Annotated in this window: 22 protein-coding genes and 1 pseudogene; 10 read left to right on the top strand and 13 right to left on the bottom strand. The window is 62.5% G+C overall.

All coding sequences use genetic code 11. The features are described from left to right. Positions 1 to 141 precede the first annotated feature (141 nt). The gene (rpsD, locus tag NL528_RS30115) at positions 142 to 759 is read left to right on the top strand and encodes a 30S ribosomal protein S4 (protein ID WP_309177999.1); all 618 of its coding nucleotides are present in this window, start codon (positions 142 to 144) and stop codon (positions 757 to 759) included. A gap of 157 nt (positions 760 to 916) precedes the next feature. Next, positions 917 to 1,984 (top strand): threonine aldolase family protein, encoded by a 1,068-nt coding sequence (locus tag NL528_RS30120; protein ID WP_309178000.1) that lies wholly within the window; start codon positions 917 to 919, stop codon positions 1,982 to 1,984. Between the two features lie 2 nt (positions 1,985 to 1,986). Here NL528_RS30120 and NL528_RS30125 read toward each other — a convergent pair. The 4 genes and pseudogenes from NL528_RS30125 to grxD form a co-directional block, all read right to left on the bottom strand. After that, a pseudogene (locus NL528_RS30125) lies at positions 1,987 to 2,238 on the bottom strand (serine hydrolase); the annotation flags it as partial. A 9-nt stretch (positions 2,239 to 2,247) separates the two neighbouring features. Continuing rightward, entirely contained in the window at positions 2,248 to 3,507 is a 1,260-nt protein-coding gene (locus NL528_RS30130; RefSeq protein WP_375144082.1) for a serine hydrolase domain-containing protein, read from the bottom strand. A gap of 78 nt (positions 3,508 to 3,585) precedes the next feature. Beyond that, positions 3,586 to 4,137 (bottom strand): O-acetyl-ADP-ribose deacetylase, encoded by a 552-nt coding sequence (locus NL528_RS30135; protein ID WP_309185071.1) that lies wholly within the window; start codon positions 4,135 to 4,137, stop codon positions 3,586 to 3,588. Next, the gene (grxD, locus tag NL528_RS30140) at positions 4,134 to 4,466 is read right to left on the bottom strand and encodes a Grx4 family monothiol glutaredoxin (protein ID WP_309178002.1); all 333 of its coding nucleotides are present in this window, start codon (positions 4,464 to 4,466) and stop codon (positions 4,134 to 4,136) included. The genes NL528_RS30135 and grxD overlap by 4 nt, the downstream gene beginning before the upstream one ends. Before the next feature lie 301 nt (positions 4,467 to 4,767). Between grxD and egtB the strand changes: the two genes are divergently transcribed. Continuing rightward, positions 4,768 to 6,033, top strand: coding sequence for an ergothioneine biosynthesis protein EgtB (gene egtB, locus NL528_RS30145; RefSeq protein WP_309178003.1), 1,266 nt, complete (start codon positions 4,768 to 4,770; stop codon positions 6,031 to 6,033). 51 nt (positions 6,034 to 6,084) lie between these two features. Next, positions 6,085 to 7,056 carry an L-histidine N(alpha)-methyltransferase gene (gene egtD, locus NL528_RS30150; protein WP_309178004.1) on the top strand — a complete coding sequence of 324 codons (972 nt, stop codon included), beginning with the start codon at positions 6,085 to 6,087 and terminating at the stop codon, positions 7,054 to 7,056. Positions 7,057 to 7,087: 31 nt separating this feature from the next. On the opposite strand, the gene NL528_RS30155 is transcribed toward egtD, so the two are convergent. Together NL528_RS30155 and NL528_RS30160 are read right to left on the bottom strand one after the other, a co-directional pair. Next, positions 7,088 to 8,266 carry a low temperature requirement protein A gene (locus NL528_RS30155; protein WP_309178005.1) on the bottom strand — a complete coding sequence of 393 codons (1,179 nt, stop codon included), beginning with the start codon at positions 8,264 to 8,266 and terminating at the stop codon, positions 7,088 to 7,090. A 27-nt stretch (positions 8,267 to 8,293) separates the two neighbouring features. Beyond that, the gene (locus tag NL528_RS30160) at positions 8,294 to 8,530 is read right to left on the bottom strand and encodes a BolA family protein (RefSeq protein ID WP_074274988.1); all 237 of its coding nucleotides are present in this window, start codon (positions 8,528 to 8,530) and stop codon (positions 8,294 to 8,296) included. Positions 8,531 to 8,715: 185 nt separating this feature from the next. Here NL528_RS30160 and NL528_RS30165 point away from each other — a divergent pair, with 185 nt between their 5' ends. Together NL528_RS30165 and NL528_RS30170 are read left to right on the top strand one after the other, a co-directional pair. Beyond that, positions 8,716 to 9,075 (top strand): DUF427 domain-containing protein, encoded by a 360-nt coding sequence (locus tag NL528_RS30165; RefSeq protein ID WP_309178006.1) that lies wholly within the window; start codon positions 8,716 to 8,718, stop codon positions 9,073 to 9,075. Between the two features lie 232 nt (positions 9,076 to 9,307). After that, the gene (locus tag NL528_RS30170; protein WP_309178007.1) at positions 9,308 to 10,492 is read left to right on the top strand and encodes an acyltransferase; all 1,185 of its coding nucleotides are present in this window, start codon (positions 9,308 to 9,310) and stop codon (positions 10,490 to 10,492) included. 146 nt (positions 10,493 to 10,638) lie between these two features. Here the strand turns inward: NL528_RS30170 and purL are convergent, their stop codons facing one another. Next, positions 10,639 to 12,846 (bottom strand): phosphoribosylformylglycinamidine synthase subunit PurL, encoded by a 2,208-nt coding sequence (purL, locus tag NL528_RS30175; RefSeq protein WP_309178008.1) that lies wholly within the window; start codon positions 12,844 to 12,846, stop codon positions 10,639 to 10,641. A 161-nt stretch (positions 12,847 to 13,007) separates the two neighbouring features. On the opposite strand from purL, the gene NL528_RS30180 reads away from it, so the two are divergent. Together NL528_RS30180 and NL528_RS30185 are read left to right on the top strand one after the other, a co-directional pair. Further along, entirely contained in the window at positions 13,008 to 13,496 is a 489-nt protein-coding gene (locus tag NL528_RS30180) for a PaaI family thioesterase (protein ID WP_309178009.1), read from the top strand. 1 nt (position 13,497) lies between these two features. Then, a complete protein-coding gene (locus tag NL528_RS30185; RefSeq protein ID WP_309178010.1) occupies positions 13,498 to 14,430 on the top strand; it encodes an EamA family transporter in 933 nt (310 codons plus the stop codon). A 30-nt stretch (positions 14,431 to 14,460) separates the two neighbouring features. Here the strand turns inward: NL528_RS30185 and NL528_RS30190 are convergent, their stop codons facing one another. Together NL528_RS30190 and purQ are read right to left on the bottom strand one after the other, a co-directional pair. Then, a complete protein-coding gene (locus NL528_RS30190) occupies positions 14,461 to 15,423 on the bottom strand; it encodes a tripartite tricarboxylate transporter substrate-binding protein (RefSeq protein ID WP_309178011.1) in 963 nt (320 codons plus the stop codon). Then, positions 15,420 to 16,121, bottom strand: a complete 702-nt coding sequence (gene purQ, locus NL528_RS30195) for a phosphoribosylformylglycinamidine synthase subunit PurQ (protein ID WP_309178012.1) — start codon at positions 16,119 to 16,121, stop codon at positions 15,420 to 15,422. Before purQ ends, NL528_RS30190 begins: the two co-directional genes overlap by 4 nt. Before the next feature lie 143 nt (positions 16,122 to 16,264). Between purQ and corA the strand changes: the two genes are divergently transcribed. After that, entirely contained in the window at positions 16,265 to 17,281 is a 1,017-nt protein-coding gene (corA, locus tag NL528_RS30200; protein ID WP_309178014.1) for a magnesium/cobalt transporter CorA, read from the top strand. 33 nt (positions 17,282 to 17,314) lie between these two features. Here corA and purS read toward each other — a convergent pair whose 3' ends face one another. Together purS and purC are read right to left on the bottom strand one after the other, a co-directional pair. Beyond that, entirely contained in the window at positions 17,315 to 17,557 is a 243-nt protein-coding gene (purS, locus tag NL528_RS30205) for a phosphoribosylformylglycinamidine synthase subunit PurS (protein ID WP_309178016.1), read from the bottom strand. Between the two features lie 9 nt (positions 17,558 to 17,566). Next, complete coding sequence (gene purC / locus NL528_RS30210; RefSeq protein WP_309178017.1) at positions 17,567 to 18,334, bottom strand: phosphoribosylaminoimidazolesuccinocarboxamide synthase; 768 nt, start codon at positions 18,332 to 18,334, stop codon at positions 17,567 to 17,569. 310 nt (positions 18,335 to 18,644) lie between these two features. On the opposite strand from purC, the gene NL528_RS30215 reads away from it, so the two are divergent. Then, the gene (locus NL528_RS30215; RefSeq protein ID WP_309178018.1) at positions 18,645 to 18,965 is read left to right on the top strand and encodes a DUF1476 domain-containing protein; all 321 of its coding nucleotides are present in this window, start codon (positions 18,645 to 18,647) and stop codon (positions 18,963 to 18,965) included. Positions 18,966 to 19,099: 134 nt separating this feature from the next. On the opposite strand, the gene cynS is transcribed toward NL528_RS30215, so the two are convergent. Beyond that, positions 19,100 to 19,582 carry a cyanase gene (cynS, locus tag NL528_RS30220; RefSeq protein WP_309178019.1) on the bottom strand — a complete coding sequence of 161 codons (483 nt, stop codon included), beginning with the start codon at positions 19,580 to 19,582 and terminating at the stop codon, positions 19,100 to 19,102. 67 nt (positions 19,583 to 19,649) lie between these two features. Then, entirely contained in the window at positions 19,650 to 20,576 is a 927-nt protein-coding gene (locus NL528_RS30225) for an ABC transporter ATP-binding protein (protein WP_309178020.1), read from the bottom strand. Positions 20,577 to 20,581 lie beyond the last annotated feature (5 nt).

Here is a 20,581-nt window from a genome sequence, read left to right on the forward strand (position 1 = left end):
TCGCGACCCGTGGTTCACCCCGGAGCTTTCTGAGGCGGACCTGTCGGCACCGGGAAATTCCCGGCGCACAGGAGGGCGCGTTTCCTCAAACCTGAAACAGAACGCCATCGCATGCGCGATGGCTATGCCATAGAGGACGCGATGACAAAGCGCAGTGAGGCGAAATACAAGATCGATCGCCGTATGGGCCAGAATATCTGGGGCCGCCCGAAGAGCCCCGTGAACCGCCGGGAATACGGTCCCGGCCAGCACGGCCAGCGCCGCAAGGGCAAGCTGTCCGACTTCGGCGTGCAGCTGCGCGCCAAGCAGAAGCTCAAGGGCTATTACGCCAACATCTCCGAGCGCCAGTTCCACGGCATCTATGTCGAGGCCGGCCGGATGAAGGGCGATACCGGTGAAAACCTGATCGGCCTGCTCGAGCGCCGTCTCGACACCGTGGTCTATCGCGCCAAGTTCGTGGCCACCATGTTCGCCGCGCGCCAGTTCATCAACCACGGCCACATCAAGGTGAACGGCCACCGCGTCAACATCTCCAGCTACAAGGTGAAGGTCGGCGACGTCGTCGAGGTCAAGGAATCTTCCAAGCAGCTCACCCCGGTTCTGGAAGCGGTCCAGCTTGGCGAGCGCGACGTGCCCGATTTCCTCGAGGTCGATCACTCCAAGATGACGGCGAAATACACCCGCATCCCCGCGCTGTCGGACGTGCCGTTCGCGGTGCAGATGGAGCCGCATCTGATTGTCGAATTCTATTCGCGCTGATCGGTTTGCAAGGTCGACATATCGAAGGCCCCGGTTTTGCCGGGGCCTTTTTGTTTGGGTAAGATCGATCATCAACTCGATTGTCGTCGGGTCTGTTTGATGTCATTCCAGGGCGCGTCGAAGACGCGAACCCGGAATGACGCCGGAGAGGAATGCCATGCACTACACCCCTGCCCCGCGCGATCCCAAGGCAACACCCGTCCGCGTCAATCTGCTGTCGGATACGCAAACCCGCCCAACGCCTGCGATGCGCGAGGCGATGGCGACGGCTGAAGTCGGCGACGAGCAGATCGGCGACGACCCGACGGTGAACCTTTTGTGCGAGCGCGTGGCCGAACTGCTCGGCAAGGAAGCCGCGGTGTTCATGCCCTCGGGCACCATGTGCAACGTCGCAGCGACGCTGTCTTATTGCCGGCCGGGCGACGAGATTCTCGCGCATTTCAGCGCCCACATCATCGCCCGCGAAGGCGGCGCGCATGCAGCCCTCGGCGGCTTCCAGATCACGCCGCTGCCGGGCCCCGACGGACAGTTTTCGCCGGAAACCTTCCGCTCGGCCCTGCATCCGCGCTCGCGTTACCAGCCGCCGCAGACTGTCGTCAGCGTCGAGCAGACCGCCAATATCGGCGGCGGTACGATCTGGAAGAAGGCCGATCTCGACGAGATCGCAAAAATCGCGAAAGCGAACGGCCTCGCCACCCACATGGACGGCGCGCGGCTGCTCAACGCCACCGTCGCGACCGGCATCAACGCACGCGACATGACGGCAGGATGGGATTCGGCCTGGATCGATTTCTCAAAAGGCCTCGGCGCGCCGATCGGCGGCGTGATCGCCGGCAGCAGCGACTTCATCGACGACGTCTGGCGCTGGAAGCAGCGGCTCGGCGGCTCGATGCGCCAGGCCGGCATTTGCGCCGCGGCCTGCGTCTACGCGCTCGACCACCATGTCGACCGCCTTGCCGAGGATCATGCCAACGCCCGCGCGCTTGCCCGCGGCCTGTCGCAACTCAACGGCGTCGAAGTGCAGCAGCCCGAGACCAATCTGGTGTTCTTCAGGCCCGATGGCGCCGGCGTCAGCGGCGACAAGATGGTCGCGGAATTGCGCAAGCGCGGCGTGCTGCTGGCGATGATGGATGGCCGGATCAGGGCCTGCACCCATCTCGACGTCACGGCTGAAATGGTCGAGGAGACGGTTGGCCTCGTGCGCGAGATCGTGCGCGGGGCCTAGGCTCACCTTCCCATTGCCTGGTAAATCAGCGCCTTCAACTCGTTCTGAATCCGCCCGCGTTGCGACGGCGTCTGCATCATGCAGATCGCGAACATATCGTCTTTGGGGTCGATGAAGAAGAAGGTGCCGGCAACGCCGTCCCAGCGGTATTCGCCCGTTGGCCACGCGGTGTTCGGCGGCGTGGACGTGCGCACCGCAAAACCGAAGCCAAAGCCGCTGTCGGCGCCCGGGAAATAGAAATCGTCGCGCGCGATGTAAAACCGTCAGTTCTCCATCGCCTCATAGATCAACTGTTTCAGCGTGCGCTGGATGCGCTGGCGCTCGGTCGGCGTCTGCTCCAGCAGTACGAAGAACATGTCCTGCTTGCGGTCGACTACCATGTAGCAGCCGGCGGCGCCGTCCCATTTCAGTTCGCCGAGCGATCCCGGCGGCGGCGGCTTGGCGTTACCGGGATCGGTGCGCACAGCAAACCCAAGCCCCATGCCGAAGCCGTCACCGGGAAAATAGAAATAATCGCGCTCTACACCGGAGCCCTTGCCGATATGGTCCGATGCCATCAGTTCGAACGTCTTCGGGCTGAGATAGGTCTTGCCCTCGAACGTACCGCCATTGGCCAGCATCTGCGCGAACTTCGAGAAGTCCGACATGGTCGAAACCATGCCGCCGCTGGCGGATTCCCATTTCTGGCGAACCTCGGTCCTGTATAGGCGGCCGACCCGGAAATCACTGTCGTTCGGCAGCGGCTGGGCGAGCCGCTGCAGCCTCTCCGGTTCGGTAACGAAGAAGCCGGTGTCGGTCATGCCGAGCGGATCGAGCAGCTTTTCCCGCTCGATCTCGAGCAATGATTTTCCGGACACGATCTCCATGATCCGCGCCAGGATGTCGGTGGAATGGCCGTATTGCCAGAGCGCGCCTGGCTGATTGTGCAGCGGCAGCTTTGCGATCCGCTCGGCGAACTCGGCAAGGTCGAAATCGCCCGCGTAGAGGTTGGCCTCCCTGTAGGCCTTGCGCACCAGACTGTCGCCATAGAAGCCGTAGGTGATGCCGGAGGTATGACGCATCAGATCGAGAATGGTGATGGGCCGGGTCAGCGGCACCAGTTCGAGCGTCTTGGTGCCGTCCTCGGCCTTTTTCTCCACGCCGACCTTCATATTCGCGAAGGAGGGAATGTACTTCGAGACGGGATCGTCGAGCTTGATCTTGCCGTCCTGGATCAACTGCATCGCCACAACAGAGGTGATCACCTTGGTCAGCGAAGACAGGCGGAAGATGGTCTGGTCAGTGATCGGCGCCTTGGAGACGACGTCCTGGACGCCGAAGGATTCGTGAAAGACCGGCTTGCCGTGCTGCTGGATCAGGACGATGGCGCCGGAAATCTTGCCGGTCGCCACCTCGTTCTTGAAGAAGTCGCCGACTTTCGCCAGCTTGTCGGGGTTGAAATGCGCGCCGGCGGGAATATCGAAGGTGCCTTCGGCGTGCGCCTGGGGGGCCGCCAGCAAGGCAAGTGCCGCGCCGCAAAACATCGAACGTAATACATGTAATACATGACGTGAAATCATCACCCGCTCCCAATCATTTCGGGGAGTGTAGCGGCGGCGTGATCAGGCACAAGGGCTGCCGAACGGGGCCAGCGCCTCCTCGTGCAGCAACCCGCTGGCCTCGGAGAAGCAGCAGAAGATCACCCGCGTCACCGCGGGTGCGTCGGCCAGCGCATCGACGACGGTCTTGGCCGCGATACCGGCCGCACGATCGGCCGGGAAACGATAAATACCGGTTGAAATCGCGGGAAAGGCAACAGAGGCAAGGCCATGCGTCTGGCAGAGTTCGATCGAGCGGCGATAGCAGGAGGCGAGCAAATCGTCTTCGCCGAGGTCGCCGCCATTCCACACCGGCCCAACCGTGTGGATCACATGCCGGGCCTTGAGCCGGTAGCCTTGGGTGATTTTGGCATCGCCGGTCTCGCAGCCATCCAGGGTGCGGCATTCGGCAAGCAGTTCGGGCCCGGCCGCCCGATGGATCGCGCCATCGACGCCGCCTCCGCCCAGGAGCGACGAATTGGCCGCGTTGACGATGGCGTCAACGCTTAATGTCGTGATGTCGGCAACGATGACTTCCAGCCGCGCCTGGCCGATCTGGCGCGCCGCCAAGCTCAGGCCGTCGCGTTGATCGCGACGCCCTTGTCGGCAAACAGCTGCTGCAATTCGCCGGCCTGGAACATCTCGCGGATGATATCGCAGCCGCCGACGAACTCGCCCTTGACGTAGAGCTGCGGAATGGTCGGCCAGTTCGAATAGGTCTTGATGCCGTTGCGCAGGTCGGCGGATTCGAGGACGTTCAGGCCCTTGTAGCCGACGCCGACGTGGTCGAGGATCTGCACCACCTGGCCGGAGAAACCGCACTGCGGAAACTGCGGCGTACCCTTCATGAACAGCACGACGTCGTTCGACTTCACTTCGTTGTCGATAAATTGTTCGATGCTCATATTCGCTTCCTTTTGGGGCGCTGCCCCCTGCGGCTTTGCCTTACGGGCCGGCTCGTCCCGTTTTACCCGACACTGACCATATATGTAGCCCAAACCGTTGTGCATCCAAAGTAAAATGGCGGGCATCTGGCATGCGTGGGCCTGGCAACCACCCCACCAGACGGGTCGGGCCATAGTCTGACGGCATCAATATCATCGCCGCGAGAGGCTTTTTTCCTGAACGGGAACCCCTATCTAGGACGGACTGTCCGTCAGGAACCAGTTCGCCGAAGCAACGTTCTCTCCCCTACCGGAGACACCAGTGACGAAACCAGTATCTGCTGCGGCCGCCATTTCCGCCTCCTCCCCCACCCTTTTTGCCGATTCCGGCAGCCTCGCCCAGAATCTGGTGGAGGCCTACCTCGCCGTCCGGGACGAGACCGAGCGCCGCGCCGCGCCCCTGAGCCCCGAGGACCAGCTGATCCAGTCGATGCCGGACGCCAGCCCGGCGAAGTGGCACCGCGCCCATACCACCTGGTTCTTCGAGCAATTCTTGCTGGGCGAGCATTGCGAGGGCTACACGCCCTTCCACCCCGACTACGCTTACCTCTTCAATTCCTATTACGTCAGCGCCGGTCCCCGGCATGCCCGTCACCAGCGCGGCCATTTGACCCGCCCGAGCGCCGACGAAGTCACCGCCTATCGCCGGCATGTCGACGCGGCGATCGTGAAATTCTTCCAGACCGCCGCCGAAGACACTCTCGCGAGGCTGGTCCCGTTGGTCGAGGTGGGCCTCAATCACGAGCAGCAGCACCAGGAATTGATGCTGACCGACATCCTGCACGCCTTTGCGCAAAATCCGATCCCGCCGGCCTACGATCCGGCGTGGCGTTTCCCGGGCTCGACCCGCGGCAGTGACGAATGGGTCACTCTCAATGAAGGCATCCACACGGTGGGCCACACCGACGACAGCTTTCATTTCGACAATGAAAAGCCCGCCCACCGTGCGCTGGTAGGGCCGGTCAAATTGGCCCGCAACCTCGTTACCAACGCCGAATGGCTCGCCTTCATGAAGGACGGCGGCTACTCGACCGCGACGCTGTGGCTGATGGACGGTTTTGCGGCAGCGAACAACGAAGAGTGGCAGGCGCCCGGCCATTGGCGCCAAGCGGACGGTGAAGCCGACGGCGAATGGCGGATCATGACGCTGCGCGGATTGCAGCCGATTGATCCGTCAGCGCCGGTTTGCCATGTCAGCTATTACGAGGCGGACGCGTTCGCACGCTGGAGCGGGCGCCACCTGCCGACCGAGATGGAATGGGAAGTCGCCGCCCGCGCCGGGCAGTTGAACGACGCCTTTGGCATCGTCTGGCAGTGGACCCGCAGTTGGTACTCGCCCTACCCCGGCTATCGCGCCATCGAAGGCGCGCTCGGCGAATACAACGGCAAGTTCATGGTCAACCAATTGGTGCTGCGCGGCTCCTCGCTTGCAACTCCGGCCGGACATAGCCGTATTACCTATCGCAACTTCTTTTATCCACACCACCGCTGGCAATTCACGGGATTGCGCCTCGCCGACTACGCCTGAGCCCCAGATGACGATCACAACCGCGCGGGAAAGCGCGTTCAGGAGAGTATCATGAATGTGCATGCCCCCGCTTTGGCCAAAGCGCACGCGTTCGACGAAGCGACCTCGGTGTTCGCCGACGACGTGATCGAAAATCTCGCGCAGCATCCGAAACGGCTGTCGCCGAAATATTTCTACGATGCCGCGGGCTCCGAGCTGTTCGAACAGATCACGGTGCTCCCGGAATATTATCCGACCCGGACCGAACTTGGCATCCTGCGTGGCCGCGGCAACGAGATCGCCGATATCATCCCGCAGAGCGCTGCGCTGGTGGAGTTCGGCGCAGGTGCGACCACCAAGGTCCGGCTGCTGCTGGAACGCTGCGACTTCGGCGCCTACGTCCCCGTCGATATATCCGGCGATTTCCTCAATGCGCAGGCCGATGCGCTGCGCAAGGATTTTCCCGGCCTCGACGTTTATCCGGTGGCGGCGGATTTTACTGCGCCGTTCGCATTGCCGGAAGATATCGCCGGAATGGCCAAGGTCGGCTTCTTCCCGGGATCGACGCTCGGCAATTTCGAGCCGCATGAGGCCCGTGCCTTCCTGCGCAGCGCGCGCGAAATTCTGGGCGCCGGCGCGCAGATGATCATCGGTGTCGATCTCGAAAAGAACGAGCGCGTGCTCTATGACGCCTACAATGATTCCGCCGGCGTCACCGCGCGCTTCAATCTCAATGTGCTGGTGCGCATCAACCGCGAACTCGGCGGCAATTTCGATCTTTCGGCCTTCATGCACCGCTCGGTCTACAATCGCGACCGTCATCGCATCGAGATGCACCTGATCAGCAAGAAATCGCAGACCGTGCGCATCCTCGGGCGGAATTTCTCATTCCGTCCCGGCGAGAGCATCCATACCGAGAGCAGCTATAAATACTCTCTCGAGCGTTTCACCGCGCTCGCCTGCGACTCGGGCTGGAAGGTGCGGGAGTCCTGGACCGACCAGGACCGGATGTTTTCGGTTCACGCGCTGGCGGCTGCGGATTGAGAACACGGCCCCGCGCAGCAAAAATATCCCGCTATTCTTTGGGACCCGACCGCAGCGACAACGATTCCCATACCGCGACCACGATCAGGATCGCAGTCGTCAGGAACGACAGCATCAGCGGCGACAGATCGCCGGCGAACCACGCCAGTCCGGCGAGCGCAATAATCCCGATGCCGTGCGAGAGCTGAAGAAAGCCGCGGATCGAGTGTTTGAACAGGATGGTCCCGACCAGGAACAGCAGCGGGCCGCCGATCGCGCTCACGACCGTCCGGATGTCAGTATGGCCGCCCGGATGTTTCAGCACCAGTTCGTCGGCCACCGCCGACAAAATGATGCCGCCGACGATCGGCATGTGCAGATAGGTATAGGCCAGCCGCGCCACCCGGCCCGACTCGGCCGATTTCGAGATCAGCTCGGAACCGGCCTCCGCGCCCTTGTGGAAATAGATCCACCACATCGCGATGCTGCCGACAAACGCGGACAGGAAGGCCGCGACAATGTCGCGGGTCCAGGTCAGATCGGCAAACGTCGCGCCGTTGACGACGATCGCTTCGCCGAGCGCGATGATGATGAAGCCCGCACAGCGCTCCGCCATGTGGCCGCCTTCGACGGCCCAGGCCTCGACCGACGACGGCCCCAGTTTCGGTATCCAGAATAGGGCCGCCGGCGCGATATATTCGATCGTCAGCGCCACAACCCACAGCCATAGCCGCGACGGTCCGTCCGCGAAGCCGCCAAGCACCCAAAAAATTGCCGACCCCGACAGCCAGATCAGGATGCGGATTGCATTGTGCCGCACCGGCATCCGCTCCGGCGGCGTCGAGACCAGCCAGAACAGGGTCCGGCCGACCTGCATCGTCGCATAGGCGATCGCGAACCAGAGGCCGCGGCCTTCGAAGGCCGTCGGGATCGAGGTCGACAACACGAGGCCGCCGAGCATCAGCAGGAACAGCAGAATCCGGACCGGCGTCAGTTCGGGATTGAGCCAATTGGTAACCCAGGTGGTGTAGACCCAGACCCACCAGACCGCGAGGAACAGCAGCGTGACCTGGACGGCACCCAGCGGCGTGAACCGGCCGAGCAGCATGTGAGATATCTGGGTGACCGCATAAACGAAGACGAGATCGAAGAACAGCTCGGCGTAAGTGACGCGGCTGTGCTGGTTCGGCACAATGACACGAAACAGCGCCCCGCGTGGGTTGTCCGCCATCGATGCGCCCCGCTTCCTCCGCCGGGCCTAGGCTTCCGGCACTCCGGTCTGCAGCGCCAGCGCGTGCAGCACGCCGCCCATTTGTCCCTTGAGCGACTGGTAGACGATCTGGTGCTGCTGGACGCGCGACTTGCCGCGGAAGGACTCCGAAATCACGGTCGCGGCGTAGTGGTCGCCGTCACCGGCCAGATCGCGGATCGTCACCTCGGCATCGGGTATGGCTGCCTTGATCATCGATTCGATATCGTGGGCGTCCATCGGCATTCCAGGAGACCTCCATCAGATGTTTCGAATCACGGCCGGCTCTCGCGACCGTGAAAGCCAAACCTAGCGCGTACACCCTTCTAGGTCACCCATCCCTGCACTATATTCCCGGTCCAATTGTTTTAAACCCGCAGGATCCGGCAGGTCCGATCACAAAGGACTGACCGAAAAAGAGGCTCAAAACCATGAAACTCCCCGGTCCCGACCATCCGATCACAATTACGGCAAATCCGAAGCGCGTCCGCATCTCGGCCGGCGGCGTGGTCATTGCCGAAACCACCCATGCGCTGACCCTGAAAGAAGCGAGCTATCCGGCCGTGCAATATGTGCCGCGCCAGGACGCCAATATGGCGTTGCTCGCCCGTACCGAGCGGACCACCCACTGCCCCTACAAGGGCGATGCGAATTATTTCAGCATCAACGCCAACGGCAAGAGCATCGAAAACTCGATCTGGACCTACGAGACGCCCTTCCCGGCCATGGCCGAGATATCAGGCCATCTGGCGTTCTACCCGGACAAGGTCACGATCGAGGAAGTGGCGTGAGGGCTTGAGCGCCTCCAAGAAAGCGCGCCCATGATCCCCCACTTTGTCATGGCCGGGCTTGTCCCAGCCATCCACGCCTTTGATTCCTAGAAGGAAGACGTGGATGCCCGGCACAAGGCCGGGCGAGCAAAGCGAGATCCGGGGTCGACGCCGTTCCAAATCTGTCGAATTAGCCTTGCTGAATCGGGCTCCCGGTAGCAACATTCGGTGCCATCACCTGCCGAGTGCGCCCATGTCATCCATCACCCACAACGCCACGACAGCGGACGTTCACGCCGCGCCGAAAGCCAAAGTCCGCAACTTCTCCATCGACCGCGCGCGCACCTTCCTGACCCTCGTGGTCCTCCTCCACCATGCGGTCATCCCCTACACCTATTTCGGCCATACCGATCCGAAGTCGTGGATCGGCTTCGACATGATCGTGCTTGCTACCGACAGCTTCTTCATGGCGATGTTCTTTTTCCTCTCCGGACTGTTCGCGTGGCCGGGCATTGCGCGCAAGGGACCGCTGAACTATTTGCGCGATCGCCTTACCCGGCTTGGCCTGCCGTTCGTGATCTGCGCGTTTACGCTCATTCCGATCGCCTACTACGCCATCTCGCTGCGGGAGCATCCCGAGATCGGCTTCGCCGAGTTCTGGTGGAACACGATCACCGTCGGCCCCTGGCCGAGCGGACCGCTCTGGTTCCTCTGGGTCCTGTTCGGCTTTGATCTCGTCGCATGTCTGCTGTTTCGGCTGTCACCCACCCTGCTCGAGTCGATCAATCGCCTGTCGCTGAACGGTCACGATCGCCCGGGGGAATTCTTCGTCGTGATGTTTGCTGTCACAGCCGCGCTCTATGTTCCCGGGCGAATTCACTTTGGCGCTGGCAGCTGGTTCGAATTCGGGCCGTTCTCGGTCCAGCATGGCCGCGTGCTGCTCTATGCCACCTATTTCTTTTTCGGCGCCGGCGTAGGCGTCCTGCATATGGATCGCGGGCTGTTGGCGGCGGACGGAGAGTTGGCGAAGCGCACGTCGAACTGGGTAGTCCTGGCGCTCGTTCCGTATTGCCTGATGTGGGTGCTGATCTATATCAAGCGTGAAATACTGGGGAATCCGGTGCGGCTGCCGGAATGGTACGAAGCGGACTATGGTTTCTCCTTCGCCCTCTTCAGCGTGGCCATCCTGTTTGTGATCCTGGCCTATTTCCTGCGGTTCAAGCAATCGGGCTGGAGTATGCTCGATCCGATGCAGGCCGACGCCTACGGCATGTTCCTGGTGCACTACCCGATCGTGCTGTGGCTGCAATACTGGCTGTTCGATCTCAATCTTTCCGCCATCGTCAAGGCGGCGATCGCGTTCGTCCTGACCGTCGCTTTGAGCTGGGCTGCGACGGCCGCGCTGCGCAAGATTCCAGGCGCGACGCAGGTGTTGTGAGAGACGTCAGGTAGCTCAACATCGTCATTGCGAGCCACCGGGTCGCGCGAATGCGCGCCCGATGACAGGCTCCGCGAAGCAATCCATCTCGCCGCCGAAAGAGTGCTTCGTCGCTTCGCTCCTCGCAATGACGAGGATAGAGCGTTTCAGAACACCTTGGCGCTCATATAGGTCGGCAACCAGGCCTCGAACGCCGTGTTGAGCGCCTTGATTGTCACCGGCGCTTCGCCGGCGACCTCTATCGTGTCGCCGCCCGTGGTGCCGATACGCGCGCAGGGCACACCGGCGCCCTTCATCTTCGCCAGCACCAGGCCGGCCTGCTCCGCCGGGACCGTCACGATGTAGCGCGCCTGATCCTCGCCGAACCAATAGGCATGCGGCACGATCGCCGCAGGCGCCGCCAATAGCTGCGCGCCGATGCCGCTCCCGATCGCCATCTCGGCGAGTGCGACCAAAAGCCCGCCGTCGGAGACGTCGTGCACGGCCGTGGCGGTGCCGGCGTGGATCATGCCGCGCACCACGCAGCCATTGCGCTTTTCGGCCGAGAGATCGACCGGTGGCGGCGCGCCCTCTTCGCGGCCGCAGATATCGCGCAAATACACCGACTGGCCGAGCCAGCCATGGGTATCGCCGATCAGCAGGATCGCGTCGCCGGCCGCCTTGAACGCCAGCGTCGCGGATTTCGTGAAATCGTCGAGCAGGCCGACGCCACCGATCGAGGGCGTCGGCAAAATGCCGCGGCCGTTGGTCTCGTTGTAGAGCGAGACGTTGCCGGACACGACCGGGAAATCGAGCGTGCGGCAGGCTTCCGAAATGCCTTTCAGGCAGCCGACGAACTGCCCCATGATCTCGGGCCGCTCCGGATTGCCGAAATTGAGATTATCAGTGATCGCGAGCGGCCGTCCGCCCACGGCCGTGATGTTGCGCCAGGCTTCCGCCACCGCCTGCATGCCACCTTGATACGGGTCGGCCTCGCAATAGCGTGGCGTCACGTCGACGGTCAGTGCCAGCCCCTTCGGCCCGTCCTTCACGCGCACGACGGCGGCATCGCCGCCGGGACGTTGAACGGTATTGCCCAAAATGACGTGGTCGTATTGCTCCCAGACCCAGCGCTTCGAGCAGAGCTCGGGCGTGCCGATCAATTTTTCCAGCGCGGCCGCAATTCCGACCGGTGGCTTCACGTCGCGCGCATGGATCACGGGCAACGGCGCGGATGGCACATGCGGCCGGTCGTAGAGCGGCGCCTCGTCGCCCAATTCCTTGATCGGCAGATCAGCCATGACGTCGCCGCCATGCTTGACCACAAAACGCTTGCTCGGCGTGGTGTAGCCGACCACGGCGAAATCCAATCCCCATTTCCTGAAGATCGCCTCGGCCTCTTCTTCCTTCTCGGGCTTGAGCACCATGAGCATGCGCTCCTGGCTTTCCGAGAGCATCATCTCATAGGCGCTCATGCCGGTTTCGCGCGTCGGCACCGCGTCGAGATTGAGATCGACGCCGAGGTCGCCCTTGGCGCCCATCTCGACCGCGGAACAGGTCAGACCCGCCGCGCCCATGTCCTGGATCGCGATCACGCAATCGGCTTCCATGATCTCGAGGCAGGCTTCCAACAGAAGCTTTTCCGCAAAGGGATCGCCGACCTGCACGGTCGGGCGCTTCTCGGCGCTATCGTCGTCGAATTCGGCCGAGGCCATCGAGGCGCCGTGAATGCCGTCGCGCCCGGTTTTGGAGCCGAGATAGACGATCGGCATGTTCACGCCGGAGGCCGCGGCATAAAAAATCTTGTCGGTCTCGGCAAGGCCGACCGCCATCGCGTTGACGAGGATATTGCCGTCATAGCGGGTGTGGAAACGCACCTCCCCGCCGACCGTGGGCACGCCAAACGAATTGCCGTAGCCGCCGACGCCGGCGACGACGCCGGACACCAGATGCCGCGTCTTCGGGTGCTCCGGCGCGCCAAAGCTCAGCGCGTTCAGACACGCAATCGGCCGCGCACCCATCGTAAAGACGTCGCGCAAAATGCCGCCGACGCCGGTGGTGGCACCCTGATAGGGCTCGATGTAGCTCGGGTGGTTGTGGCTCTCCATCTTGAACACGACCGCCTGGCCATCGCCGATATCGATCACGCCGGCGTTCTCGCCCGGGCCCTGGATCACCCAGGGCGCCTTGGTCGGCAGGCCCTTCAGGTGGATACGCGAGGATTTGTACGAGCAGTGCTCGTTCCACATCGCGGAGAAAATCCCGAGTTCGGTGAAGCTCGGCACCCGCCCGATCAGTTTCAGGATGCGCTCATACTCGTCCGGCTTGAGCCCATGGCTGGCGACGAGTTCGGGGGTGATCTGGGGTTCGTTCATGGGTCCCTTATTAGGAAGATCGAAGGGGTGCGAAAAGGCCTTTTATGGCGCATTTCCGCCCTGTCCAGAGTTTTGGGGCCGCTGGTCGCAGGATGAGGGTTTGCACAACCCGGATGGATCGGATTTAAGGACTGAAACACCCGGATAAAGGCCCATATTTCGTGAACGAGCTATCCAAAACCGCATTCGTCAAGCGCCCCGATCTCTACGTCGAAACCGAGGGCGAATTCGCCGGCTGGCGGACCTGGAGCCGCGATAGCTTTGAGACCCATAACGGGCCGTTCTGGCACCGGGTCGAGGAAGACGGCCGCGTCCGCTGCGCATTCCGCGTCGAGAAAAAGCACCTCAACGGCATGCGCAACGTCCATGGCGGCTGCTTCATGACATTTGCGGATTATTGCCTGTTCGCGCTGGCGTCCTCGGTGCTGCAGGGACCCGGCGTGACGGTGTCGTTTGGCTGCGAATTCCTCGATGCCGCGCGCGAGGGCGAACTGGTCGAATGCGAGGGCGAAATCACCCGCGCCGGCGGCTCGCTGATCTTTTTGCGCGGCGTGCTGAAATCCGGCGAACGGTCGCTGTTCACGTTCTCGGGCACCATCAAGCGGGTGAAGCGCAAGGCGCCGGCGGTGGCCAGCGCCGTTGCCACCTGATGTGATTCGGGCTCTCCCTCAGAAGCATCGCGGCTGGCGTGATTATGCGCTGCTGCTGGCGCTGGCGTGCTGCTGGAGTTCGACCTATCCGCTGACCAAGATCGGCCTCGGCTCGATCCCGCCGATCACCTTCATCTCGGCACGCTCGCTGATCGCGGCCGGTTTCCTGCTCGTCATCCTGCGCGCGCGCGGCATTCGGATTCCGACCGACGCCAAGGCCTGGAAGCTGTTCGCGTTCCAGCAGACCATCAATTCGACGATTCCGTTCCTGATGATCACCTGGGCGCAGCAATATGTGCCGGCGTCCATCACCGTGGTGCTGGCCTCGACGACGCCGATCTTCGCCTTCGTCATCACCTGGGGCATCACCCGGCACGAACCGGCCACGCTGCTCAAGCTCGCCGGCGCCGTCCTGGGGCTTGCCGGAACCGCCGCGATCATCGGCCTCGACGCGCTGGGCGGCCTCGGCAGCAATATCTTTGCCGAGATCGTGATCCTGCTCGCCACCGTCTCCTTTGCCTGCGCCACGATCTTCGGACTGCGGCTCTCCGACTACGACCCGATGGTGGTGGCGGCGGGCTCGCTTTTGTTCGGCGGCTGCATCCTGCTGCCGGCGTCGCTGATCATCGACCATCCCTGGACCTTGCGGCCGACGGCGCACGCACTCGCCGCCACCGTCACCATGGGAATTTTCTCGAGCGCGCTCGGACTGATGCTGTTCTACATGTGCCTGACGCGGCTCGGCACGCTGACCACCAACGCGCAGGGCTATCTGCGCATCCCCATCGGCGTCGGCCTGTCGGTGCTGCTGGTCGGCGAAACCGTGCCGTCCAATCTCGCGCTCGGCCTGCTGCTGGTGATGGCCGGCGTCGCCGCCATGACCATGCCGAAAGACGGTTTGAGACGATGGATCAATCGAAACCGCACGGTGTGAGGCAGCGGCCAAGCCAGAAAGCCCGAACCGCTACTTCTGATCTGCCAGCAGTTTGCGGTATTTCTCGACGTCGTGCGTCACCAATTGCCCGAGGACTTCCGGCGCATGCTCGCTGGCATCGGGCGCGACCGTCGACAAATCGGCAAAGCGCTTCCTGACCGCGTCGCTTTCCACCGCGGTCCGCGCTGCCGCGTTCAGCTTCGCGATGATCTCGGGCGGCGTGCCTTTCGGCGCAAACAGGCCGTTCCAGCCCTGCGCCTCGAATTCGGGAAGGCCTGCCTCCGCCGAGGTCGGCAGAGCCGGCAGCGTTGCGAGCCGCACATTCGAGCCGACCACCAGGCCCCGGACGAGCTTGTCGTCGATCGCCTGCGACACCGACGCCGCCGCGTCGCAGACGCCGTCGATCTGGCCGCCGATCGCATCGGTCAGCGCAGGCGCCGCGCCGCGATAGCCCACCAGGGTCACATCGATGCCCGCGGCCTGGACGAAGCTCTTACAGATCAAAAAGTTCGACGAGCCGATGCCGGCATGGCCGAGATTGATCTTGCCAGGATTGCTTTTCGCGTACGCGATGAAGTCCTTCAGCTCCTTGGCGGGAAAATCCTTGCGCAGCGCGACGATGCCAAAGGTCTTCGCCACCATGGCAATCGGCGCGAAGGATTCCGGTGTGAACGGCAGTTTTGGATAGATCGTGTAGGTCGCGGCACTGGTACCGGCATTGCCGATCGCAATGGTGTAGCCGTCGGGCTCCGCGCGCGCTGCCCGCGCCAGCGCGGTCGATCCGCCGGCGCCGGCGACGTTCTCGATCACGACCGGTTGGCCCAGCGACTGGCCCATCTCCTCGGCGACGGCGCGCGCGATCACGTCCGAGGTGCCGCCGGCCGCGAACGGCACGATCATGGTGATGGGATGTTTTGGATAGTCCTCGGCGTGAGCAGCCGTAACCGATAACGCGGCGACAGCCGCGAGCAGCGTCGTCGTTAAAAGCTTCACGCCGCGGCTTCCAGATGTGCCACCAGGCCTGCAAACAGACCGCGGCCGTCGGTGCAGCCCATGATGTCTTCGACGTGGTTTTCCGGATGCGGCATCATGCCGAGCACATTGCCGCGCTCGTTGACAATGCCCGCGATCGAATCCGCCGCGCCGTTGATGTTGGAGGTCTCGTCGACGACGCCATCGGCCGAGCAATAGCGATAGAGCACCCGCCCCTCGCCTTCGAGCCGCTTGATCGTCTCTTCGTCCGCCTCGTAATTGCCTTCGCCATGCGCCACCGGCACGCGGATCACCTGTCCGGCATTGTAGCCGCGGGTGAACGGCGTGTCCGAGCGTTCGACCCTCAAGTGAACATCCTGGCAGATGAATTTCAGCCGTGCATTGCGCATCAGCACGCCGGGCAGAAGCCCGGCTTCACAGAGGATCTGGAACCCGTTGCAGACGCCGAGCACGAGGCCACCGCCGGCCGCAAACGTACGCACCGCGTCCATCACGGGCGCGCGCGCGGCAATGGCGCCGCAGCGCAGATAATCGCCATAGGAGAAGCCGCCGGGTACGACGACGAGATCGGTGCCCTTCGGCAGCGCGGTCTCGGCATGCCAGACCATCACGGCCTCATGGCCCGATGCCAGCTTGAGCGCGCGCGCCATGTCGCGCTCGCGATTGATTCCGGGAAAGACGAGGACGGCGGATTTCATGGCGGTTCCGGCTGGAAAACGGGAATCGGCGGCTGACGGCCGATGGGCCAGAGATAACCAATTGACGGGGGTTTTTCCAGTGCTAGCCTTGCTGAAATGCTCTGTGTCGGAGCATGGCTCAACAGCATCTCGGGACTGAGACCATGAATGTTGTGCCGCTGACGACCCCCGCAACCGATCCGATCGCCTCCGAAGGCGTAGTCGCCGCCAGCGTTTATGTCGACGGCCGGCGCGTTGCCAATATTGCCATCGATGAGGCGTCGAGTTGGCGCAGCAAGCCCGGTCATGTGGTCTGGATCGGGCTCTATGAGCCGGATCTGGCGCTCCTGACCAGTGTGCAGAAACAGTTCGACCTGCACGATCTCGCCATCGAAGACGCCAACAATGCCCATCAGCGGCCGAAAATCGAACAATACGGCGAAGGCCTGTTCATCGTGGCGCGGACGGCGCAACTGATCGACGGCAGGATCGCGTTCGGCGAGACGCATCTGTTCGTCGGCGAAGGCTATCTCGTCTCGGTGCGCCACGGCGCATCGACGTCATATGCGGCGGTGCGCGAACGCTGCGAGAGCTGTCCCCGCGCGCTGGCGCGAGGCGAGGATTATATCCTCTACGCCATCCTCGATTTCATCGTCGACAACTATTCCCCCGTACTGGAAACGATCCACGAGGAGGTCGAGGAGATCGAGGATTACGTGCTGGCCAATACCATCACGCGGGCGCAGATCGAACGGCTCTACATGCTGCGCCGCGATCTGTTGCGGCTCCGTAACGCGGTCGGACCGTTGGTGGAGGTTTGCCGCCGGCTCGAACACGACAATCTGCCGATGGTGCGTTCGACCATGCAGACGCTGTTTCGCGACGTCACCGACCACGTCAGGAACATCCAGGAGCACATCGATTCAATGCGCGAAGTGCTGGCGTTCGCGTTCGAGGCGAGCCTTCTGCTCGGCCAGTCCCAGGAGACCGCGGTCTCCAAGAAGCTGGCGTCGTGGCTCGCCATCATCGCAGTTCCGACCGCGGTTGCCGGAATCTACGGGATGAATTTCAAGTACATTCCCGAACTCCAGCTGGAGTACGGCTATTTCATCGTCATGGGACTGATGCTGGTCGCCTGCGTCGGATTGTACTGGCGATTTCGCCGCGTCGGATGGCTGTGAGCGCGCGGCTGGCCGCGACGCCCAAAATCATGGTCAGCTCAGAACCTCGACCCGGTAATTCTCGATCACGGTATTCGCCAACAGCTTGTCGGCGGCGGCTTTCAGCGCCGCCTCCGCCTCGGCCTTGTCGGAGCCGGACAGTTCGATGTCGAACACCTTGCCCTGACGCACGCTGGCGACGCCATCGACGCCGAGCGATTTCAGCGCGCCTTCGATGGCCTTGCCCTGCGGATCAAGAATGCCGGATTTCAGCGTGACGGTAACGCGTGCTTTCACCGATCTACCTCAGCTCTTCACCAGCACCGGACCGGAGCCGGCCGGCCGCTCGTTCTCCATCAGGATGCCCAGCCGTTTTGCCACCTCGGTATAGGCCTCCAGCAGGCCGCCGAGATCGCGGCGGAAGCGGTCCTTGTCGAGTTTTTCGTTCGACTTGATGTCCCACAGCCGGCAGGAGTCCGGCGAGATCTCGTCGGCGACGATGATGCGCATCATCTCGTTCTCGAACAGCCGGCCGCATTCCATCTTGAAATCGACCAGGCGGATACCGATGCCCAGAAACAGCCCGGTCAGGAAGTCGTTGACGCGGATCGCGAGTGCCATGATGTCGTCGATTTCCTGCGGCGTGGCCCAGCCGAACGCGGTGATGTGCTCTTCCGACACCATGGGATCGTTGAGCTGGTCGTTCTTGTAATAGAACTCGATGATCGAGCGCGGCAATTGGGTACCTTCCTCGATGCCGAGGCGCTGCGACAGCGATCCCGCCGCCACGTTCCGCACCACCACCTCCAGCGGCACGATCTCGACCTCGCGAATCAGCTGCTCGCGCATGTTGAGGCGGCGGATGAAATGGGTCGGCACCCCGATGTCGTTGAGGTGCTGAAACAGGTACTCCGAAATCCGGTTATTGAGGACGCCCTTGCCCTCAATAATCTGGTGTTTCTTGGCATTGAACGCGGTCGCATCGTCCTTGAAGTGCTGGATCAGGGTTCCCGGCTCCGGACCTTCATACAGGACCTTTGCCTTGCCTTCATAAATGCGGCGTCGACGGCTCATTGGGATGTACCGTGTTTTGTTGAAATCCATGAATTTGGTGTGCTCCGGATGACAAGGTTTGCGACCCACGACGGAGCTGCCGTGAAGGCCCGGGAACAAGAAACAGAACAAGAACCGAGCTTGATGCCAACCTATCCGATTGGCCCATCCAGCACAATCGACCCGGCCCGATTGGGCCCAACTTATACCGTTTGCCCTGCGGCCTAACGGCCCGTTGTTTTGCCGATTCGCCGCCTTTATGTAGGTATCCAAGCAGCCTGCCGCAACGCGGACCGCGTTTACCATTCGACCGGGGATTGGAACCGCAAAAATGACCACTTTCGACAAGCGCGAGGAAGGCTTTGAGAAGCAATTTGCCGTGGACGAGGAGCTGAAGTTCAAGGCTCAGGCACGCCGCAACAGGCTGCTGGGACTGTGGGTGGCCGGGAAGCTCGGACTGACGGGCGACGCGGCGACCGCCTATGCCAAGGAGGTGGTCGCGGCCGATTTCGAGGCCGGCGACCGCGACGTGGTCCACAAGGTGACGAAGGACCTCGCCGCCAAGGGCGAGACCATCACGGAATCGGAGCTCGGCGCCAAGATGATCGAGCTGATGGCGCAGGCGATCGCCCAGGTGAAGGCGGGGACGTGACGCGCGGCGTCATTCCGGGATGGTCCGCAGGACCAGACCCGGAATCTCGAGATTCCCCGATGCGCAATTGCGCATCTGAGATCGCCGCTTTGCGCCGTCCGGAATGACTTTGCCCTCGCTACGCGAGGACAAAGTCACCCCTCCTTAAACCCGTATTCCGGCACGTTGCCGCTGGCACCGTAATATTTGTACGGCAGGAATTTTCCAGACATCGTGATCTTGACGCGGTCTCCCTTCGGGTTGGGCAGGCGCTCCATCACCATGTCGAAATCGATCGCCGACATGATGCCGTCGCCATATTCTTCCTCGATTAGCGCCTTCCATGCCGGGCCGTTGACCATCACCAGTTCATAGAAGCGATAGATCAGGGGATCGGTCGGCGGCATCGGCATGCCGCGCATCGGGGTCTCGTTGAGCATGGTGGTCTCGGACTTCGAGAGCCCGAACAGTTCCGCCGCATTCGCCGCTTGCGGTTTTGTCAATTTCATTTGGCCGAGGATCGCGCCGACGATCAACACCTCGGAATAGCCGCCGATCTTTTCGCAGATGTATTTCCAGTTCCAGCCCTTCTCGCGCTTGATATCGAGCAGCTTTTCGGTGAGGTCTTCGCGTTTCATGTGGGTCTCCCTTTCAATCGTCATGGTCGGGCTTGTCCCGGCCATTCACGCCTTTTTCCCTGCGAGTTCAAGAAGACGTGGATGGCCGGGACAAGCCCGGCCGTGACGCCTGTTTTGATTCTTCGGATACCGATGCGATGACCAGTTCGGGTTTGCCGATCCGAACCAATGGCACGTTGCGCGGATCGTGGCCGGGCGTCTCCGCAGCAAACGTCTTGCTGCGGCTAACCAGGAAATCGACGATATGGTTTCGCAGCGCGTAGTAATAGGGGTGGCGGTGCAGATCGATGCGGCCGCGATCCTTCGGCAGCGGGTTTTCCACGATCTCCGCCAGCACGGCACCTGGACCGTTGGTCATCAGGAAAATCTTGTCGGCGAGATAAATCGCTTCATCGACATCATGGGTGATCATGAACGCGGTCTGCCCGGTCGTAAGACAGATGCGGCGAACTTCATCCTGCAGCGTTCCTCGCGTCAGCGCGTCCAGCGCCGAGAACGGCTCGTCCATCAGCATGATCTTTGGCGTGATCGAGAGCGCGCGCGCGATGCCGACGCGCTGCTTCATGCCGCCCGATAGTTCCGACGGGCGCTTGTGCTCGGAGCCGGTGAGCCCAACGAGATCGATGAAGGTCTGCGCATGCGCCTTCACCTTCGCGCGGTCCCAGTTCCGCCATTTCGAGGTCACGGCATAGGCGACGTTGCCGAGCACGGTGCGCCACGGCAACAGCGCGTGGCTCTGGAAAATCACCGCGCGGTCGAGGCTGGTGCCCTCGATCGCCTGCCCGTCCACGATCACCGTGCCCTCGCTCGGCTGGTCGAGACCGGCCAGGATATTCAGCACCGTGGTCTTGCCGCAGCCGGAATGGCCGATCACGCAGCCGAATTCGCCGCGCGCCATCGACAGCCAGATATTTTCGAACACGGCGGTCGAGCCGCCGCTGGCGCCCGGGTAGCGCCGCGCGATACCCTCGATGGAAATGAACTTGTCGGTCATCGCGC

The sequence above is a fragment of the Bradyrhizobium sp. Ash2021 genome (genome assembly GCF_031202265.1).
Taxonomy (GTDB): Bacteria; Pseudomonadota; Alphaproteobacteria; order Rhizobiales; family Xanthobacteraceae; genus Bradyrhizobium.